Source organism: Thalassospira marina, assembly GCF_002844375.1.
GTDB classification, from domain to species: Bacteria; Pseudomonadota; Alphaproteobacteria; order Rhodospirillales; family Thalassospiraceae; genus Thalassospira; species Thalassospira marina.
The window spans coordinates 444978-463339 of the sequence record NZ_CP024200.1; the positions used below are offsets into that span (position 1 = coordinate 444978).

Here is an 18362-nt window from a genome sequence, read left to right on the forward strand (position 1 = left end):
TTTTCAATTTCCAGGTGGCTGGTGAACCAATATGCAAATAACCCTGATGCTAGACAGCCTGGGTAAATTCATATCCCGGATACTTTATCTGATTGGCGGCGTATCCCTTGTTCTGCTGATCCCGAGTTTTGCCTGGCTGGTTTTCGGCCGTTATGTCCTGAATTCCACCCCGACCTGGGTTGAGCAGGTTTCCCTGATTTTGATGGTATTTGTGACCTTTCCGGTTGCGGCAGCCGGTGTGCGCGATAACAGCCACCTTGCCGTTGCCTATGTGCGTGATTCCATGCCGTCGCAAATTGCCGCTGGCCTTGCGATCCTCAGCTATATCGGCATTTGCGTGTTCGGATTTTATATGACCCGGGGCGGCTGGATGCTGGCCGAGGTCAACTGGATCAAGAAGGTGCCGATCATTCATATTTCGGATGGCTGGCGTTATGTGCCGATGGTGGCGTGCGGCTGTGGCCTGATCTTTTATTCGATCCTGCATATTTTGCGCATTCTGGCGAATTGGGACAGGATTTCGCAAAGCCCGTATTTCAGTGACGATCTGCTCGACGAGGACGCGTAATAAATGGGCATTACACTTCTTTTGGGCCTGTTTGCCTTTGGTATCATCATCGGCATGCCCGTGGCGTTTGCGCTGGGACTGGCGGCACTTTCCGCGTTTCTTTACGAAGGTTTGCCCTATTTCGTGGCGTTTCAGCGCCTGTCTTCCGGGGTAGGGTCGTTTTCGCTGCTGGCCATTCCGTTTTTCATTTTTGCTGGCGAACTGATGCTTCATGGTGGCATTGCCAACCGACTGGTGCAGTTTGCAACCGCCCTTGTTGGTGCGCGCCGTGGTGGCCTTGGCATTGTGAACGTGTTTTCATCCATGCTGTTTGGCGGCATTTCCGGCTCGGCCGTGGCCGATACATCGGCACTGGGGTCCATCCTTATTCCGATCATGAAAAAGGAAGGATACCGCGCTGATTATGCTGTCAATGTCACGGTGACATCATCCATCGCCGGTATCATGATCCCGCCCAGCCATAATATGATCCTGTATGCCGTTGCGGCAGGCGGCGGTATTTCGATTTCGCGCCTGTTTATGGCGGGGTTTGTGCCGGGCGTTTTGATGTGCGTTTTGCTGGGCATTGCGGCCTGGACGGTTGCGGTGAAGCACGGTTACCCGTCGGTTCCGTTTCCGGGCTGGAAGGTGTTGTGGCAAACTGCTGTGCGCGCCATTCCGGGCTTCTTTACCGCCGTCATCATTGTTGGCGGTGTGTTAAGCGGCATTTTCACGGTTACTGAATCGGGCGCCATTGGTGTTGCCTATGCACTGGTTATTACCACGCTTGTTTACCGCGAACTTAGCTGGCATGGCTTTATAACTGCCGTGCGCCAGGCGGCCAAAACAACTGCGCTGGTGATGATCCTGGTGGGTTGCGCCACGGCATATGGCTATATGCTGGCCTTTTATCAGGTGCCTGAAACACTGGCCGGTTTCATCACCGGTTACACCCAGAACCCGATTGTCATTTTGTTGCTGATCAACCTGATGCTGCTGATTGCCGGGATGGTGATGGATATGGCGGCACTGATTTTGATCTGTACGCCGATCTTCCTGCCGCTTGCCGTGCAGATTGGCATGGACCCGGTGCAGTTTGGCATGGTTTTGATGATGAATTTGGGCTTGGGCCTGTGTACACCGCCGGTCGGGTCCTGCCTGTTTGTTGGCTGTGCGATTGGCGGGGTGAAAATTGAAAAGGCCGTTCTGACGATCTGGCCGTTTTACCTGGCCATTCTGGTGGCGCTGGCCCTGACGACCTATGTTCCGGCCATTTCGCTGACCTTACCAAACCTTGTTTTCGGCAGTTAAAAGATGCCATTAAAGACAAAGCTTAATCTACAGGAGATCCTATGAAACGGCTTCTTATCACCGGTGCTGCCGGCAATTTGGGAAAAATCCTGCGCGAGGGTTTGAAGGGCTATGCCGATATTCTGCGCCTGTCCGATATTTCGGATATGGGCGAAGCTGGCCCGAATGAAGAAGTTGTAAAATGCGACCTGTCGGACCGTGCTGCGGTGATTGATCTGGTCAAGGATTGCGACGGTATTGTTCATCTGGGCGGTATTTCAATCGAAGCTGCCTTTGATGACCTGCTGCAGGCAAATTTTCTGGGCACCTATAACGTTTATGAAGCTGCCCGGCAAAATGGCGTCAAGCGCATTATGTTTGCCAGCTCCAACCATGCGATCGGTTTTCACAAGCGCACGGAACTGCTTGATGACAAGGCGGAACTGCGCCCCGATAGCCTGTATGGCGTGACCAAATGTTATGGCGAAGCACTGGCGAGCTATTATTACGACAAATTTGATGTCGAAACGGTCAGCGTTCGTATCGGTTCGTGCTTTCCGGAGCCAAAAGACCGCCGTATGCTTGCCACATGGATGAGCCCGCGGGACTTTATTTCGCTGATCAAGGCGATTTTTGACGCCGCAATGACCGGCCATACCGTGATGTATGGCGTTTCACCCAACAAGTCGGTCTGGTGGAACAATGACCATGCCGCCTTTATCGGCTGGCAGCCGCAGGATAGCTCCGAGGCATTCCGTGCCGATATCGAGGCCAAATTCCCCGAGGAAGACCGCCATGATCCTGCTGTGATTTATCAGGGTGGTGGTTTTGCCGCGCGCGGCCATTTCGAGGATTAAGTAAATATCCCGTTTACCAACCCGTCAGTTTGTTCAGGACTGACGCAGAAGGCCCGCCGTGATGGTGGGCCTTCTTTTTTTGTATTTGATGTCAAAGCTTTGGCGTTACACCAGCCGTTATACCGGCTTCTGGTCGGTGACCAGTCGAAAGCCAAGATGGGCGGGCGGGGTGCCGACAGCACAGCCGCCACGGGCCGGGTCACGCACCAGAAAGGGGATAACGGCCATATGTTCGCCCGCAACGTAATAGGCCGGGCAACGGTCCGGGTTGGGTGAAATACCGTTGCCAGCGTAACAGTCATTTGTCCATTCCCAGACACTGCCATCAAGATCGACAATGCCTTCGGGGCTGGTTGAAAACGACCCCTGGTCCTTTAGCGCGCGGGGACCAAGCCCCTTGGTCAGATAGGCCGATGCCCAGCGCAAATCGGGATCGGTAAAGATGGGGGCGGGCTTTTCCGGCAGGACCGTTTTTGCCATGAAGGCCCATTCCTGAGATGTCGGCAGGCGAAAGGTATGGCGGGACTTTTTGTTGATCCAGGCCAGATATTGCGACACGTCGGAAAAATTAAGCCCGGTTGCCGGGACATTGGCAGCGTTGTGGCGTGCTGGTGCCCGCAATTCTTCCTCGCAGGCACCCTCAGCGTGGCAGGTGTTCCATTGTGCGATGGTGACTTCAAATTTCTGGACGTAAATTTTGTGACCATCGGGCAGGGTTACGGGTTTTTCTGCCAGTTCGGGCACATAGGCAAGGTCGGCATGGGATTTGTTACATGCAGCAAGGCCCCATAATGACGCCGCCAGCAGCCCGGCAACGACGAAAGCCTTCGCACGATAACCAGTCTGACAGGCGGCGGTCATTTTTTTGATCTCCCGTTACTTTGCAATCGGGCGGGGGGCGACGACCTGTTCCATCAGGCCATTATCCCAGGCACCTTCGACAACGAAATGTGCCGTTGCACCCAACAGGGCAGCTTCGATCAGGTTGTGGTTTACATAGGCGTAAACGCCGGGCTGTTTGAAGGTATACATGGCCGCACCGGCACTGCCGCCACGGATGAACCAGGTTTCAAGCCCGGTTTGCGGGGCATCGCCAAATGATCCTGCTTCCCAGACATAGTCGCCGTGGCCGCCAATCAGGTGCGGGCGGGTGTCGCGGTTGGCCTGGTTATGGATCATCAGAACCGTTTCACCGACCTTGGCCTTCAGGGCATTGTCGCCGGTCAGGGCGCCGACCGAACCGTTAAACACCGAATGGGTCGGGATCAGGGTGCGCATGGCATCAACGCTGTCGGCATAATCATCGCCTGCGGCGTCATAGGTTTTGTAATCGCCATTTTCATCACGCGGCAGGTAGAAATCCTGTTCGCCGATATAGGCGATGCTGTCATAGCGAAGGGCTTTGCCATCGCGGTCTTTCAGGCCATCGCGCGGCAGGATCATGACCGCGCCATTCATGCCATGTGTGACATGATAGGGGATCATCGCGCCACCGGGGGCGCAGTGATAGGTGAACACACCCGGTTTGATGGCTTTCCAGCGCAGAACGGTTTCTTCACCCGGGTAAATATGGGTCAGGCCGCCGCCGCCCAGCGCGCCGGTCGATGCGTGGAAGTCGATGTTATGTTCCATCGCATTGGTGGCAAGGTTGCGCAGGGTCAGTTCAATATAATCGCCTTCGTGGGCAATAATCAGCGGGCCGGGGACAGAACCGTTATAGGTCAGCGCCCAGATGCTGGCACCGGTATCTTCATCGACGGTCAGAAGTTTTTCTTCGATATCCATCGTGATTTCGATGATCTTTGGCCCGCCCTTGGCAACCTGTTCATGCTTTGGCGCAAACGGCGGCATGACCAGTTCCTGTTTGACGCGGTCATAGCCGGTCAGATCGGCCGGTTTGGCCTTGGGTTTTTCGGCTGCCTGTGCGCTTGCCTGCGCGATGGGCAGCTTGCGCGGGGTGACAAGTTTGGGGCGGGCTGCAATCGGCTGGGCCTGTGCGGTCGCGGCACCCAGTGTTGCGGCTGCGGCACCGGCGAGAAAGCCGCCACGCAGGATATTGCGCCGATTGATTTTCAGACCGTCGATATCGAACATTTTACGCATTTTTGCCTCCAGTTTCTGGAAATGCCCTGAACTTCTGTTCAGTTTTTAAGGGGGGATGTGTGGATCAAAGTTTGGAAAGCTGTTCTTCAAAACGGGCTTTGGCCTTGGGCGGGACGCGGCCTTCAAGGAAGCTTTGCGGGGCTTCCGGGGCGTCACCAACCACGATGGTCATGACCATGCCCATGGCGTAATGCGGTTTGCATTCAATGGCATAGAAGCCTTCGGTATCGAAGGTAACTTCGATTTCCTTGCTGAGTTTGCCAGCAAAGGGTTTGGCGCCTTCGGGAATGCGGTCTTTGACGGTGGCGGCGTTATGGCCCTTGTCGGTCGGGACAAATTTAACGGTGTCACCCGGTGCGATTCGCAGATGGTCGGGCGCAAACACCATTGTCTGGTCGCCGTCTTTGTTTAACATCTGCACTTCAAACGTTTCAGCCAGCGCCGTTCCGCCAAAAACGGTGGCAAGAACCATTGCTGTTGCGATTGTCCGGAACATTTTCAATCCCCTTTCAGTTTTTGATTTGTGTGGGTGAAAATACCTGACTGACCGATATAAACTTTGCGCTAGAACAACCTTTGGAGTGAATCCGCGGTTGAATTTAAGAATTATTCGTGTGGCGGCGTGCACGGGGGATGTGCACAAAAAGGCAAGGGGACAGACAAGCGGATGGAAAACCAGAGCGAACACAAGTCACTGGCAAGGCTTGATGAAAGCCTGCTGACGCATATTCCGCCCTTTTCACGCTTAAAGGATTTTCAGATCCGGGAAATACTGGATCATGCAATCGCCCGGCGCTGTGCCGAAGGCGTTACCGTTTTTACCGAGGGCGACCCGGCCGAACGGTTTTACATGCTGCTGGATGGGTATATTCGTGTGTTGCGTATTACCCCGGCGGGCGAGCAGGTAATTTCCCTGCATATCCCAAGCGGGCAGCTTTTTGGCATCGCCAAGGCGATCGGGCGTGATACCTATCCGGCAACGGCAATAACCGCATCCGAAGCGATTATTCTGAGCTGGCCGACCACGATGTGGGACCATTTTGTTGCCGATTACGAAGGTTTTTCGTCGGAAACCTATAAGGTAGTTGGCCAGCGGATGGGGGAAATCAATATGCGGGTGGTGGAAATGGCGACCCAGCAGGTTGAACAGCGTGTTGCCAATACTTTATTGCGCCTGGTCGAACAGACAGGGCGCAAGGTGAAGGATGGCATCGAGGTGGATTTTTCCATCACCCGGCAGGATCTTTCGGAAATGACAGCAACCACCCTTCACACCATCAGCCGCCTGCTTAGTGCGTGGGAAAAGAAGGGGCTGGTAAAAAGCCGGCGCAAACATATTGTGGTCAGCGATGCTGACGGGCTGGTGGTTTTGGGGCAGCATCACGCATGATGTGCCCCTGATCGGTCCTGGTTCGGGTAAGGGTGCTTTAAATTTCAGGATCGCCGGGCAGAAAGGATCAGGAAATAGGCGGTGCCAATCAACGCCGCAATCAAGCCGGTGGGTAGTTGTTGCGGATAAATGATGTTTCGCGCCAGCCATTCGGCCACCATCATGACATTGGCGCCAATCAATATGGCGCCCAGCAAATGCGCCCCGGCCAGCCGGAAACCGGCAATGCGCGCCAGATGCGGCGCCATCAAACCCACAAAACTAAGCGGCCCGACCAGCAGGGTTGAAACAGCGGCAAGAATGGCTGCACCCGTCATCATGGCAAGGCGGAACGCCGAAATGCCAAGACCCAGCGATACCGCCTGATCCGATCCCATCGATGCCAGTTCCAGCGGGCGGCGGGCCAGCAGGATAAGGATGGAAAGGATGGCGGTGATGATGGCAACCGTTATGACTTCATCAAGCCGGGTGAAGTAGGTGGTGCCAGCCAGCCAGGAAATCAGCATGGTGGCCTTGGTGCCACTATGGGTTAGCGCAATGCGCACGACCGAGCCCAAAACCGCCGTCAGCGCCAGGCCGTTTAACAGCAGATAATGCGGCGCATGGTTGAAATTGCGGCACAGGGCCAATAGCACAAACAGCGATATGATCCCGCCGACGGACCCGATCAACATTAATTCGGTACGGCCATCAAAGCCGAAATAAACCATGGCGATGATCATGGTCAGCGCAGTTGCCGAGCTGACCCCGGTGATTTCGGGGCTGGCCATGGGGTTATGACCCACACGCTGGATCAATGTGCCGGAAACCGCAAGGGCCGCGCCACACACAATGGCAGCAAGGGTGCGCTGGGTGCGGTCGCCAATGGTGCTGGTAAAGGCGAACAGATCGCTGATCGGGGTTAAAACCGGGTGGCTGTTACCATCAAGCGATACCAGAAGTGAGGCGACAAGCCCTACCACCAGCAAGGCAAAAAGCCCGGTCAGCAGCATGTGGCGTGATGTTATTTTATAATCGGTTGGGTGGTCCTGCCGGTTGGCATTGCCATCGGGCATGATGCGCGCCTTGCGCAAAATGATAATGACAAAGGGCGCACCAATAAGGGCGGTTGCCGCCCCGGTCGGGAAAATATCGCCACCCGTACCGGCAAAGTGCCGCATGACATAATCGATAATGACCAGCCCGCAGCCGCCCACCAGAAACGACATCGCCAGCAACCCGCGCGACCGGGTATAGCCAACGAACCGCAACGTTGCGGGTACAGCAAGGCCGATAAAGCCGATCATGCCGACGGTGGAAATGATGCTGGCAGTGATGAAAACGGCAATGGCAAGGATGCCGAGGCGCAACCATTTAACCGGCGCGCCCAGGGAATTTGCCGTTTCATCCCCCAGTGCCAGAATATCAAGCGGGCGCACCAGTGCGACGACTGCTAGTATGGCGATGATCAGGCGCGGGGCCAGGTAAAGCGTGCTGTCCCAGCCATTCTGGGCCAGGTCGCCTGCACCCCACATAAAAACCGAATCAAGAAATTGCTGGTTAAATAAAATGAAAATTTGAGTCGCTGAATGCAAAAGCAGATTAACAATCATACCCGCAAGAATGAGCCACAGCGATGCATTGCTGCGCCCTGATGCGATCAGATAAACAATGCCCAGCGCGCCCATACCACCCGCCAGCGTAAACAGGTCCTGCCAGTTTGCAAGCGATGCCGGGGCCAGTACCAGAAAAACCGTCAGTGCCAGTTCAACACCGGACCCCACGCCAAGCGTAACCGGGGAAGCCAGCGGGTTGCGAAAAATGGTCTGGATGGCGGCACCGGCAACCGCCAGCCCGGCACCGCACATAAAGGCCATGACTGTGCGGGGCAGGGTGCTGAAATGATAGAATATCTGATCAAAGCTGGTTTCATCGGGCGCAAAGAGGGCCTGCCATGTCGCACCATGTTGGGCAAAGGGCACCAGATCAATCAACAGGCTGGCAGTGGCCAGCAATATGAAAACGGCCGGTATCAGGGTGGCGGCACGGGCCGGACGCAGCATCATTTATAGGGGCCGTTTTCAATTTGGGTGGCAAGCAGATCGGCAAAGCGCATGACCGAATAAGGCCCGCCATAGGTCCAGACGGCGGGCACCTGATAAACGCGGTTTTTGCGGGCAAAGCCCTGCATTTTCCACAGTGGCGAATTAACAATGCGCTGGCGCACGGGTGCAGGTGTTGGTTCGATAAAGGCAAGGGTATCATTGGCAAAGGGGGCGAGCAGTTCCAGTCCGCCACGGGCAAAGCCCCAGCCGGTTGTTTCGCCGTTATAGGCGGTGGGGATATTCATCGCTGCCAGCACCGTATTGGGCAGGGATGGTGGGCCAAAGACATTGATTTGCGCATCGGAATTGATGCGAATAACGACGATTTTCTGATCAGGGCCCAAAACCGCCCGGATGCGATCCCCGTCGTGGGCAAGGGTTTCGTCGACCTGTGTTAGAATTTCCTGCGCGCGGTCCTGCTTGCCGGTAATGTCGGCAATTTTCAGGGTAGCCTTGCGGATACTATCAAGTGCCGGCTGGTCGTTATTAAAAATCGAAATCACCATTGTTGGTGCGATTTCCGAAAGCGCGTCATAGGCCATGGCCAGTTCCTTTGTAATCAGGATCAGGTCCGGCTTTGCCTTGCGCAGGGCTTCCAGATTGGGCGACTGGCGCTGCCCGATATCAACGAAATCCTTCGGCAGGTCGGGTGTGACCACCCATTCGTAATACAGGTCGGGGTCGGCAATGGCGACTGGGTCAATGCCCAGCGCAATTACCGTTTCGGCCAGCGACCAGTTGGTAACGGCGATGCGGGTCGGTGGGGTGTCAAAGGTGACGGTGCCCATTTCGTGGTTATAGGTTTTGCCTTGCGCCCATGCGGGGCTGGCAATAGCCGCAACAATGCACAGGGCAGAAATGGCGATGGATAACAGACGGCGCATTTGATGCCTCTATGCAATGTAGCTGACGGAAATGTTGGTTTGCGGCAGGTTGATAACCCCGATATCGGCGTCATAGATTTGGCGAAGTGTGCCAGCCTGCATGAAATTTTGTGCCGTTCCCTGCCAGCAGGTCTTGCCATGCCGCAATGCCAGAATGTGATCGGCAAAACGTCCGACCATGTCGATATCGTGCAAAACGGCAATAACGGTTAGCCCAATGGTGTTTTTCAGGTCCGATACAAGATGCAGAATGTCACGCTGATGGCCGACATCAAGGGCGCTTGTTGGTTCATCTAACAGCAGGATGGGCGCATCCTGTGCAAGCAGCATGGCAAGCCATACCCGCTGGCGTTCGCCGCCTGACAGGCTGGCAACAATGCGATCGGCAATGGTATCGACATGGGTTAATGCCATGGCCTGTTCGATTTTCTCATAATCCGCGGCGCGATAACGCCCGAAGGCCCCGCGCCAGGGATAACGGCCAAAACCGACCAGTTCACGCACGGTCAGATGCGGCGGTACAGTGGGGTTCTGCGGCAGGTAGGCCACCTCGCGGGCAAAATCGCGGATGGAACGTTGTTCAAGGGCGACATTGCCCATGCGAATGTCACCGTCAAACTGGCGGTATTTGCGGGCCAGAATTTTCAGAAGCGTACTTTTGCCCGACCCGTTATGCCCGACAATGGCCGAAAAGGCCTGCGACGGGAACGAAACCGTAATGTCGGATAACAGGGATTTGGCTGTTTTGCCTTCGGTGCGAAAGCCAACATCCTTCAGGTCAAACATTGCTTCTTGAACTCGGTTAGGGCAGTGCCGTTCCATGGAATATGGCGGCGGCTTTGCCGATCATTGAATTTGTGAGAATGCTTATCAATAACCTGATGTAAATGCAACCGAGTTGCGATTGCAGTGCAAAATTCGATAAAAGCCAACTTTATCTTATTTTATGGCTTTTCATCGTTTCGCGGTCGCGCTAGCAATGAAGGCAATGGATTGCAGCGAACTGCAACCTGGCATGGGTGATTATTCGCCATGCCATGTGTACCGGCACCATGCCCGCATAAAACCAGTTATCAGGGAAACGTCATGACCGAAATTCAAACGCCATTGCCCGATCTGCGCTGCCAACTGGGCGAAGGGCCGTTCTGGGATCAGCACAGCCAGACCCTTTATTGGGTTGATATTATTGGCAAGGCGGCCTTTGCCTGGAAACCGGCGCAAAATGATTTGCAAAAATGGACGTTTAACAGCCTGATTTCCGCCATTGTACCGCGCGAGGCAGGCGGGTTTTTGGTGGCACTGCACCGTGAGCTGGCCTTTTTTGACCCGGCATCGGGCAATTTAACCCCCTTTGTGGCACCCGATGCGGATCATTCTGAAAACCGTTCAAACGAAGCCCGCGTGGACCCGATGGGCCGGTTCTGGCATGGCACCATGCAAAACAATATTGGCCCCAATGGCGAGGCCGTGGCCATTACCCAACATAGCGGCACGCTAAACCGGGTGGATGCCAACGGCAAAATGACCCGGTTTTGTGAAAATATTGGTATTTCCAACACACTGTTATGGTCGCCCGACGGCACCAGAATGTATTTTGGCGATACCCTGGCCAATCGCATGGATGTTTATGATTTTGATATGGCATCGGGCATGGCAAGCAACCCGCGACTGTTTTGCTCGGTCGAGGGGCGGGGCGGCATGGATGGCTCGGCGATTGATCAGGACGGGTTTATCTGGAACGCGCGTTATGGCGGGTCCTGCATTATCCGGTTTAACCCGGATGGTGAAATTGACCGCATCATTGATGTGCCGGTTACCAACCCCACCAGTTGCGTGTTTGGCGGGCCGGATATGACCACGCTTTATATTACATCGGCGGCAGATGATACCGATGGCACAAAACCGCTTGAAGGGGCCCTGCTTGCCATTGAAACGGGTGTTGCTGGTGCGCCCTGCCATGCCTTTGCCGGTTAGGTTGATGGATGGCAGTATAATTTCCGTAATCAGACATTCCCCAAAGCCCGCTGTGCGGTCTTCGTGGCAATTTTGTAATGTTTTAGAAAAGTTGCGGAATTTCGGTTTTTAGGTCTTGGTTTTCTCGTCTTTTGCGATCACCATTAGGGTCGGGTCAGGGGTCTGTACCCTAAAAAACGAGCAAATCCGAGGAATAATATGAAGATCTCACCTTTCCGCTGGGAGAAGGTGCGCGTTGTTATGGTATTGGCGGCCGTCTCGTCGGTTGCTGCCTGTGCTTTTCCGATGCCACGAACTGAAACGATTGCAGGGACGGTTTCCTATCGCGAACGCATTGCGATGACCCCGTCCAATATCCTGACGGTAAGGTTGCGTGATGTATCGCGGGCCGATGCCCCGGCCAATGAGGTTGCGACATTGTCCCAGCCCGCCACAAACCCGCCCATGGCATTTGAGCTGCCCTATCAGACCACCGATATTGATGAATCGCATCGTTACACTGTCGAGGCGATTATTTCGGACGGGGCAGGTAAAAACCTGTTTCGCAACGATACATCCTATCCGGTCCTGACCGCCGGAAACCCCGATGCGGTAAATATCGAAGTTGTTCGTTTGCGTCAGCAGCCATCTGTTGACAAGGCCCATGACGAACAAAAGTCCGCCACCGACAAGCTGGTCAGCCGGATTGACAAAAGCCTGTCGAAATACCGCCATGTGGTGGGGAAATATGCCAAGGATGACGGCGAAGGCAGCTTTGAAGCATTTGTTACCAAAGATGGCACCCCGGTTCTGATCCGTCAGGATCGTGACCTTGGCGATTATGGCACCTCGGATATCTCGTTTTATTTCAGCAAGGGGGCGTTGCTGCGCTTTGATGAAAAGGCCACCCGTGCCAGTTTTGGCGCCACCAAAAAGGCGGCATCGGCCACTGCGGGCGGCATTGAATACCGTTTGATGCTGGATTTTGCCAAAGGCAAATATAAAACCGGCGAAAAGCGCATCAATGACCAGCTTAGCGCACCTGACAAACACGAAATCAGCAGTGCCCAGACCCAGGAGAAACTGGTTTTAACCCGCCTTAAAACCGAACTGGCGGCGACGGAAATGTCTGAACCGGATGGACGCCAGACCTTCGTATGTGATGACCAGTCGCGTTTTTATGCGACCTTTAACCGCGAAGATGAACAGGTGCGGATCGAATTTTTGGGCCGCGACCCGATTTTCCTGCCGCAAAAACCGGCGGCATCGGGTTTCCTGTATGGCAATGATGATTATGAAATGCGCGGCAAGGGCCAGAACGCCACCTGGGCAACGCTGGTAGATGGCCGCAAAACCGGTTGTACCGTTTCGGCCGAAATTGCCGGGCTGGCACTAGCACCGGGTGATTTCCCGACGGTGAATGTTTCAACCCTGATGCAGACGGGCAATAACGAATGGACCCGTCATTTTGACGACATGATGCCTGCGATCAAGGCCTGCCTGGAACGCCCGGTGGGCGATTTGCCATCGGTCCTGAAAGCCTGGCCGATGAACCATGGTACGGTTGGTGTACGCACCATTAACATCAATGGCGGGCGCTATGACTGCCTGGCACCGTCAACCGGCTTGGGCGACATCCATGTCGAGGCGGTTGAAGGCGCAACCAATGTGTTGCCGGGTGAACGTGATGTGCTGTTTACCCCGGCATCGGGGGCGTATCCGGATAATGACTGTTACCAGCATAAAAAGCTGATGAAGGATGGTGTTTTCATTGGCTGGCTGTCACGCAATGCCTGCCAAAGCTGATTATCCATCGGTTAATTGCTGCTGAAACAAACAAAGCCCCGCCGGATCTGGCGGGGCTTTGTCGTTTGTGGAACGGGCAAATGCAGTGCGTATCAGTGGGTTTGATAACGTCCGGTCGGGGACAGAACGCCACTGGTCCCGCCAAGAACGTCTTCATCAAGGTTCAAACCCAGAAAACGGTGCCGGTCAAAATAACCGGGCATCGCCAGGCCCGCAGCCGGTGCGGCAGTAAAGCCGAACCGGGCATAATATTGTGGATCCCCAACCAGCAGAATGGCCCGATGGCCGGAATCATAGGCGGCATTGATGGCAGCGTACATCAAACCGGCCCCGACCCCGGAACCATTATAGGCTTTTTCCACTGCAAGTGGGCCAAGCATCAGGGCAAAACCCGCATTGCCTGCATCGACATTCCACAACCGGACAGTCCCGATCATGTGTTTGCCGTCATGGGCAACAAAGGCCAACCCGTCAGCCGGCAACCGGCCAGCACGGATCAGTTCGGACGATTTTTTAAACCGGTCCGGTCCCATTACGCGATCAAGCAGCTTTTCCCGTTCGATGTGGGAATAAGCACCTTCGCGATCGATCACGATCATTGACGTGATGCCTAGATGATATAGGCAGCGAGCGGCGAAAAGCCGTTAAACGCTACCGATGCATAGGTCGTGGTATAGGCACCGGTTGCTTCGATCAGAACCTCGTCACCAATCGTCAGGGCGATCGGCAGATCGTAGGGTTTCTTTTCGTAAAGCACGTCGGCTGAATCGCAGGTCGGACCGGCCAGAACACACGGGGCCACATCGCCGCCATCATGGATCGTGGTGATGGGGTAGCGAATGGCTTCGTCCATGGTTTCGGCAAGGCCGCCGAATTTGCCAATGTCGAGATAAACCCAGCGCACCGGATCATCTTCGTGTTTGCGCGAAATCAGCACGACTTCGGCTTTGATCACGCCAGCATCACCGACCATGCCACGGCCCGGTTCGATAATGGTTTCGGGCATGTGGTTGCCAAAGTGGTTATGCAGGGCATCAATGATGGCCGCGCCATAGGCTTCGGTTGCCGGAACGTCACGCAGGTAACGGGTCGGGAAACCACCACCCATATTGACCATACGCAGAACAATGCCTTTTTCCGCAAGGGTGCGGAAAATCATCGATGCTTCGGCAAGTGCGGTGTTCCAGGCATCCAGGTTGCACTGCTGCGAACCAACATGGAAGGATACGCCATAGGCGTCCAGGCCCATGTGGTGGGCATGCTGCAGCACTTCAAGCGCCATGGTCGGTGCGCAACCAAATTTGCGCGACAGCGGCCATTCAGCACCGGCACCATCGGTCAGGATGCGGCAGAAAACGCGCGAAGCCGGGGCAACGCGGGCAATTTTTTCAACTTCTTCGACGCAATCCACGGCGAACAGACGCACACCCATTTCATAGGCACGTGCAACGTCACGTTCTTTTTTGATGGTGTTGCCAAACGAAATGCGTTCCGGGGTGGCGCCAGCGGCCATCGCCATTTCGATTTCCGGCACGGATGCGGTGTCGAAATTGCTGCCGAGGTCGGCCAGAAGGCTCAGAACTTCCGGTGCCGGGTTTGCTTTGACCGCATAGAAAATGCGGGAATCAGGCAGGGCACGGGTAAAGGTTTCGTAGTTGCGCTGGACCACATCAAGGTCAACAACAAGGCACGGACCTTCCGGTCGGTTCTGGGCGAGGAAATCAATAATACGCTGCGTTGCCATGGGGGCGTTCTCCCATTCCACTTTAAAGCGGCATAGCGACACCTGATGCATCCTGACGCGGTGGAGGCGTAGAATGCGGTCTATCGATATGCCAGACGTGAACACGGATGATCCGGTTCGCGGATGTTGCCTCGATATAGGAATGGGAAGTTGCCATTCCGCACGGCGGGCAATGATGGTGTGCCTCTTTAGTGTCTGCGGTATTTGGACAACCGCTGGAGACCAAAAAAGCCCTACACCGTCGTTGCTTTAAGTAAGTCCTACAGGGTTCCTTGGCAGGACCACCACAGGCACGTGCGACTTTGGGCAAGCCGGGATTTACGCCTGTTTTATCTTTGGCGCAAGCGGTTTTTTTAATGCGGGAAAATGTTTTTTGTCATGGTCCAAAACACCGGGTCAAACCCGGCGGATCCCCTTGGTTTCTGGCGTGATTTTCATATTCCCAACTATCAGAAAACAGGCCTTTTTTCGCGCAGGGGCTGTATCGTTCGCCAGTCTTGCAAAGCCAATGGCTTAACGACACATAATTGCCATGCATCACGGCAAATCTGTATCCCATGGTCATATGCAGGCAAAAACGGGGCGTTATTTAATGGTCGCAATCCGGAATAGTTCCAGAGTCCAAATTATCATCGCGGCTTTGTCCCCGCTGGCCATCGGCGCATGCCAGACCAGGACACCGCCTGATATGGCCGAAAGCCCCGATCGCCAGCCACCTGCAATTGTGATGCCCGATCGCCCGATGATGGCTGATGACTGGTCCGACGGTTTGCCTGTTATTTATAACCAAGTCGCTGGTTGCCTGAATGCCGACCCGTCACCGCCTGCGCGTGTGGTTGATGCCGGGCAGGGCAATGACGGGCAAATCGTGATCGATATGATGGGCGATAGCGGCACTTATTTCCGCTGCCAGACGGACCCGGCAGGTAAAAGCAAGCCTGTTTTGTTTCGTCAGGAAATGCCTGCGAACCTGCCAGGTCCGGTTTATACGGCCACACCCTATCCGCCGCCAAAATCCCCGCAGGCGGGCATATGTTATGAACATTATCCTGTTACCGACCATACCGGCTGGCAACTGGGTTGGCTCAGTTATGCCAGGGAAGGGGACAATTGCAGTACGGCATCTATTGCAAAACCGTAATGCCGGTGGGGATCATGCATCTATCACATTGCCTGCAGGGCGGTTTGGTCGTTATCTTGGCGGCCATTCCATGATGTGATGTGAAAGATACCAAAATGACCAAACTGAAAATCACGGCAGGCCCGTTTGTGTTTGACGCAAAACTGGAAACCGGGGCCGCACCCAAAACCTGTGCCGCTTTTGTTGAACGCCTGCCTTTCATCAGCAAGGTTGTTCATGTCCGCTGGAGCGGCGAGGGCGTCTGGATGCCGCTGGGGGATTATCAGTTTGGTGTCGATTATGAAAACCACACCAGCTATCCCGCACCGGGGCAGATTATTCTATATCCCGGTGGGATCAGCGAAACCGAAATCCTGCTGGCTTATGGCGGTGTCCATTTTGCATCCAAGGTCGGCCAGCTTGCCGGCAACCATTTCATCACCATCACCAGCAATCTTGAGGATGTCGTCAAACTTGGCAAAATGACCCTGTGGGAAGGCGCGCAGGATATTCGGTTTGAGTTGGTTTCCGATTAACCAATATTCTTTATTGGGCGGTACGTTATTCCTTTACATGGCATTGATGTACCGCCCGAAATATTTGAAGACCAGTGGGTTTATGACGAACACGATGCTAAGGACCGTTGCGGGTGTTAATAACATTGTTTGATGCCAGATTTGCCAGCCTTGCGTGAAGGGTGCGATCAGGTAAATCAGCATCGTCACCAATGGATAAACACAAGCAATCATGACGATTGCTAGTCGCATCCGTAAGGGGCGCATTGCTTTTGCATTGCTTTCACAGCGCTGTGGGCGATGGGCTGGATCGGGCCGTTCATTTGTTTGCGTCACAAGTTTCGCCGTTTAATAGTCTGCACTGGGGCGTTTGCGGAAATTTGCAAACCATGCATCAAGGCGCGGATGCCGGTTGCCAAAAGGCAAATTAAAGCGTTCACGTGCCGTTTGAAAAATTGCAAATACAGTGAAATCCGCAATCGTTGGCCGGTTCCCGGCAAGAAATTCATAATCACCGATTGATTTTTCTAGGGCATCAAGAATTTCGGTGACGTGCTGAAACATGATTCCCGCCATTTCTGATGAAGGTCTGGCCTGCATAAACGGGAAATTGTTTGTCTCATTCCACAGCCATATCTGTGCCCGAACAACAAGATCGGTTCCCAATCGCTCAAGCGCTCGAACCTTGGCCCGTGTCGCTGCATCGTTACCAATCATTGAATTGGCGGGGTACAGTTCTTCGAGATACTCAACGATTGCAGCGGAATCCGCTATTACCTCGCCGCTATCCGTGACTAAAGCGGGTGCGCGGCCAGCGGCGTTTAACGCCAGATATGCGGGCGACTTGTGTTCTCTATTGGCGTAATCAAGTTCGTAGCGGGGAATATCCAATCCCTTTTCCGCCAAATAGATTGAAACCCGCCTCGGGTTTGTTCCGGCCTTAAACTGATAGAGTAACATTTATAATCATCTTTCCACAGGGTACGGAGAAAGCAGGAAGTATGGCCAACGCAACTTCCTGCGGTGCAGGGCGTTTCCACGACTGTAAATTTAGACCTCACTTTATCCTGTTACTATATGGTATTTATGCTGTTACTATAGTGATGGTAAGCAGGAGGGACTTTTGCGGTTAAACCGGTTGACGCGCTCGGGTGAAAAAGAGGAGCTGGCGAAATTCTTGCGGTTCTGCCGGGAACGCATTTCGCCCGAGCAGCTTGGCCTGCCCGCGACACGACGGCGCAGGACAAAAGGGTTGCGCCGGGAAGAAGTTGCCACATTGGCCGGCGTCGGCTTGACCTGGTACACCTGGTTTGAGCAAGGGCGCGATATTCAGGTTTCGGATGATTTTTTGCTGCGTCTCTCACGCGGGTTGCGGCTTAATCGTGCAGAACAGGAACATTTATTCGCACTTTCGCAACGCCAAGCCGTGCGTGCCATTGCGCCAGCGATAGACCTGCCACCAAGCTTGATTGGCATCGTCAAGCGCTTGCCCGATGCTGCATATGTGCTCGATAACTGCTGGGACGTATTGGCTTATAACGATGCAGCTTTGACTCTGTTTGAGGATTTGGCAGCCGATAGGCCTAATATGCTGCGGATCGTGTTTTTCTCGAACGCGTATCGCCAAAAAATCAGGGACTGGTCTTTTGCCGCCAGATTGGTTTTTCTAAAGGCTCGGCATGATTTTTTAACGGGTGGACGCAGCCCCATTCTTGAGTCATTGCTAGATGACGTGATGGGGGCTTCTCCTGAAGCCAAAGAATGGTGGAATGACCCTGAAGCATTGCGTATTGGCGATACCAAAATAGAGCTGAACGATCCCTTAACAGGGTGGATCACCTTCCAGCTAAGCATATTTTCATATGAAGACCACCCCAATCTTCGTTTGGTGGTTTATACCAACGAGCATTGCAGCCCTTTTACCGATGATCAGAACTGATTTCGGATTTGATTGTTTGTTTTCGCGTTATTGCAATGGGGTGTTGGCATTGCCTTGGGCGTCTTTTGGGGGATAAAAAAAACGGCAGCAAAGGAACCGATGCTGCCGTTTGATGTTTGAGATGATGCGT

Annotated in this window: 19 protein-coding genes; 9 read left to right on the plus strand and 10 right to left on the minus strand. The window is 54.2% G+C overall.

The features are described 5' to 3' along the window. Positions 1–31 precede the first annotated feature (31 nt). Genes CSC3H3_RS22185 through CSC3H3_RS22195 form a run of 3 tightly spaced genes read left to right on the plus strand, consistent with a single transcriptional unit; the run spans position 32 to position 2694 of the window. Positions 32–568, plus strand: coding sequence for a TRAP transporter small permease (locus CSC3H3_RS22185; RefSeq protein ID WP_101268622.1), 537 nt, complete (start codon positions 32–34; stop codon positions 566–568). A 3-nt stretch (positions 569–571) separates the two neighbouring features. Then, positions 572–1858, plus strand: coding sequence for a TRAP transporter large permease (locus tag CSC3H3_RS22190; RefSeq protein ID WP_101268621.1), 1287 nt, complete (start codon positions 572–574; stop codon positions 1856–1858). A gap of 41 nt (positions 1859–1899) precedes the next feature. Then, a complete protein-coding gene (locus tag CSC3H3_RS22195) occupies positions 1900–2694 on the plus strand; it encodes an NAD-dependent epimerase/dehydratase family protein (protein ID WP_101268619.1) in 795 nt (264 codons plus the stop codon). A 117-nt stretch (positions 2695–2811) separates the two neighbouring features. Here the strand turns inward: CSC3H3_RS22195 and CSC3H3_RS22200 are convergent, their stop codons facing one another. The 3 genes from CSC3H3_RS22200 to CSC3H3_RS22210 form a co-directional block, all read right to left on the minus strand. Continuing rightward, positions 2812–3555 (minus strand): formylglycine-generating enzyme family protein, encoded by a 744-nt coding sequence (locus CSC3H3_RS22200; RefSeq protein WP_101286568.1) that lies wholly within the window; start codon positions 3553–3555, stop codon positions 2812–2814. 15 nt (positions 3556–3570) lie between these two features. Further along, positions 3571–4797 (minus strand): copper-containing nitrite reductase, encoded by a 1227-nt coding sequence (gene nirK, locus CSC3H3_RS22205; RefSeq protein ID WP_101268615.1) that lies wholly within the window; start codon positions 4795–4797, stop codon positions 3571–3573. Positions 4798–4861: 64 nt separating this feature from the next. After that, entirely contained in the window at positions 4862–5293 is a 432-nt protein-coding gene (locus CSC3H3_RS22210; RefSeq protein ID WP_101286569.1) for a pseudoazurin, read from the minus strand. Positions 5294–5464: 171 nt separating this feature from the next. Here CSC3H3_RS22210 and CSC3H3_RS22215 point away from each other — a divergent pair, with 171 nt between their 5' ends. Then, positions 5465–6187, plus strand: coding sequence for a Crp/Fnr family transcriptional regulator (locus CSC3H3_RS22215; RefSeq protein ID WP_101286570.1), 723 nt, complete (start codon positions 5465–5467; stop codon positions 6185–6187). Positions 6188–6231: 44 nt separating this feature from the next. On the opposite strand, the gene fhuB is transcribed toward CSC3H3_RS22215, so the two are convergent. Genes fhuB through CSC3H3_RS22230 form a run of 3 tightly spaced genes read right to left on the minus strand, consistent with a single transcriptional unit; the run spans position 6232 to position 9941 of the window. After that, the gene (gene fhuB / locus CSC3H3_RS22220; protein ID WP_101286571.1) at positions 6232–8232 is read right to left on the minus strand and encodes a Fe(3+)-hydroxamate ABC transporter permease FhuB; all 2001 of its coding nucleotides are present in this window, start codon (positions 8230–8232) and stop codon (positions 6232–6234) included. Beyond that, the gene (locus CSC3H3_RS22225; protein WP_101286572.1) at positions 8229–9155 is read right to left on the minus strand and encodes an ABC transporter substrate-binding protein; all 927 of its coding nucleotides are present in this window, start codon (positions 9153–9155) and stop codon (positions 8229–8231) included. Before CSC3H3_RS22225 ends, fhuB begins: the two co-directional genes overlap by 4 nt. Positions 9156–9164: 9 nt before the next feature. Then, positions 9165–9941 carry an ABC transporter ATP-binding protein gene (locus CSC3H3_RS22230; protein WP_101286573.1) on the minus strand — a complete coding sequence of 259 codons (777 nt, stop codon included), beginning with the start codon at positions 9939–9941 and terminating at the stop codon, positions 9165–9167. A 300-nt stretch (positions 9942–10241) separates the two neighbouring features. Here CSC3H3_RS22230 and CSC3H3_RS22235 point away from each other — a divergent pair, with 300 nt between their 5' ends. Together CSC3H3_RS22235 and CSC3H3_RS22240 are read left to right on the plus strand one after the other, a co-directional pair. After that, entirely contained in the window at positions 10242–11129 is an 888-nt protein-coding gene (locus CSC3H3_RS22235; protein WP_101286574.1) for an SMP-30/gluconolactonase/LRE family protein, read from the plus strand. 198 nt (positions 11130–11327) lie between these two features. Next, positions 11328–12914, plus strand: coding sequence for a YbaY family lipoprotein (locus CSC3H3_RS22240; protein WP_101286575.1), 1587 nt, complete (start codon positions 11328–11330; stop codon positions 12912–12914). Positions 12915–13006: 92 nt separating this feature from the next. On the opposite strand, the gene CSC3H3_RS22245 is transcribed toward CSC3H3_RS22240, so the two are convergent. Together CSC3H3_RS22245 and CSC3H3_RS22250 are read right to left on the minus strand one after the other, a co-directional pair. After that, entirely contained in the window at positions 13007–13513 is a 507-nt protein-coding gene (locus CSC3H3_RS22245) for a GNAT family N-acetyltransferase (protein WP_101286576.1), read from the minus strand. An 11-nt stretch (positions 13514–13524) separates the two neighbouring features. Beyond that, the gene (locus CSC3H3_RS22250; RefSeq protein ID WP_101286577.1) at positions 13525–14658 is read right to left on the minus strand and encodes a type III PLP-dependent enzyme; all 1134 of its coding nucleotides are present in this window, start codon (positions 14656–14658) and stop codon (positions 13525–13527) included. A 688-nt stretch (positions 14659–15346) separates the two neighbouring features. Here CSC3H3_RS22250 and CSC3H3_RS22260 point away from each other — a divergent pair. Further along, positions 15347–15799: an immunoglobulin domain-containing protein gene (locus CSC3H3_RS22260; RefSeq protein WP_101286579.1), complete on the plus strand. Its 453-nt coding sequence runs from the start codon at positions 15347–15349 to the stop codon at positions 15797–15799. Between the two features lie 95 nt (positions 15800–15894). After that, entirely contained in the window at positions 15895–16314 is a 420-nt protein-coding gene (locus CSC3H3_RS22265) for a DUF3830 family protein (protein ID WP_101268591.1), read from the plus strand. A 33-nt stretch (positions 16315–16347) separates the two neighbouring features. Here CSC3H3_RS22265 and CSC3H3_RS22270 read toward each other — a convergent pair whose 3' ends face one another. Together CSC3H3_RS22270 and CSC3H3_RS22275 are read right to left on the minus strand one after the other, a co-directional pair. Continuing rightward, entirely contained in the window at positions 16348–16629 is a 282-nt protein-coding gene (locus CSC3H3_RS22270; protein ID WP_245881400.1) for a hypothetical protein, read from the minus strand. Between the two features lie 12 nt (positions 16630–16641). Continuing rightward, positions 16642–17253 carry a glutathione S-transferase family protein gene (locus CSC3H3_RS22275; protein WP_101286581.1) on the minus strand — a complete coding sequence of 204 codons (612 nt, stop codon included), beginning with the start codon at positions 17251–17253 and terminating at the stop codon, positions 16642–16644. Positions 17254–17416: 163 nt separating this feature from the next. On the opposite strand from CSC3H3_RS22275, the gene CSC3H3_RS22280 reads away from it, so the two are divergent. Continuing rightward, positions 17417–18232, plus strand: coding sequence for an MmyB family transcriptional regulator (locus CSC3H3_RS22280; RefSeq protein ID WP_157831991.1), 816 nt, complete (start codon positions 17417–17419; stop codon positions 18230–18232). Positions 18233–18362: the final 130 nt, after the last annotated feature.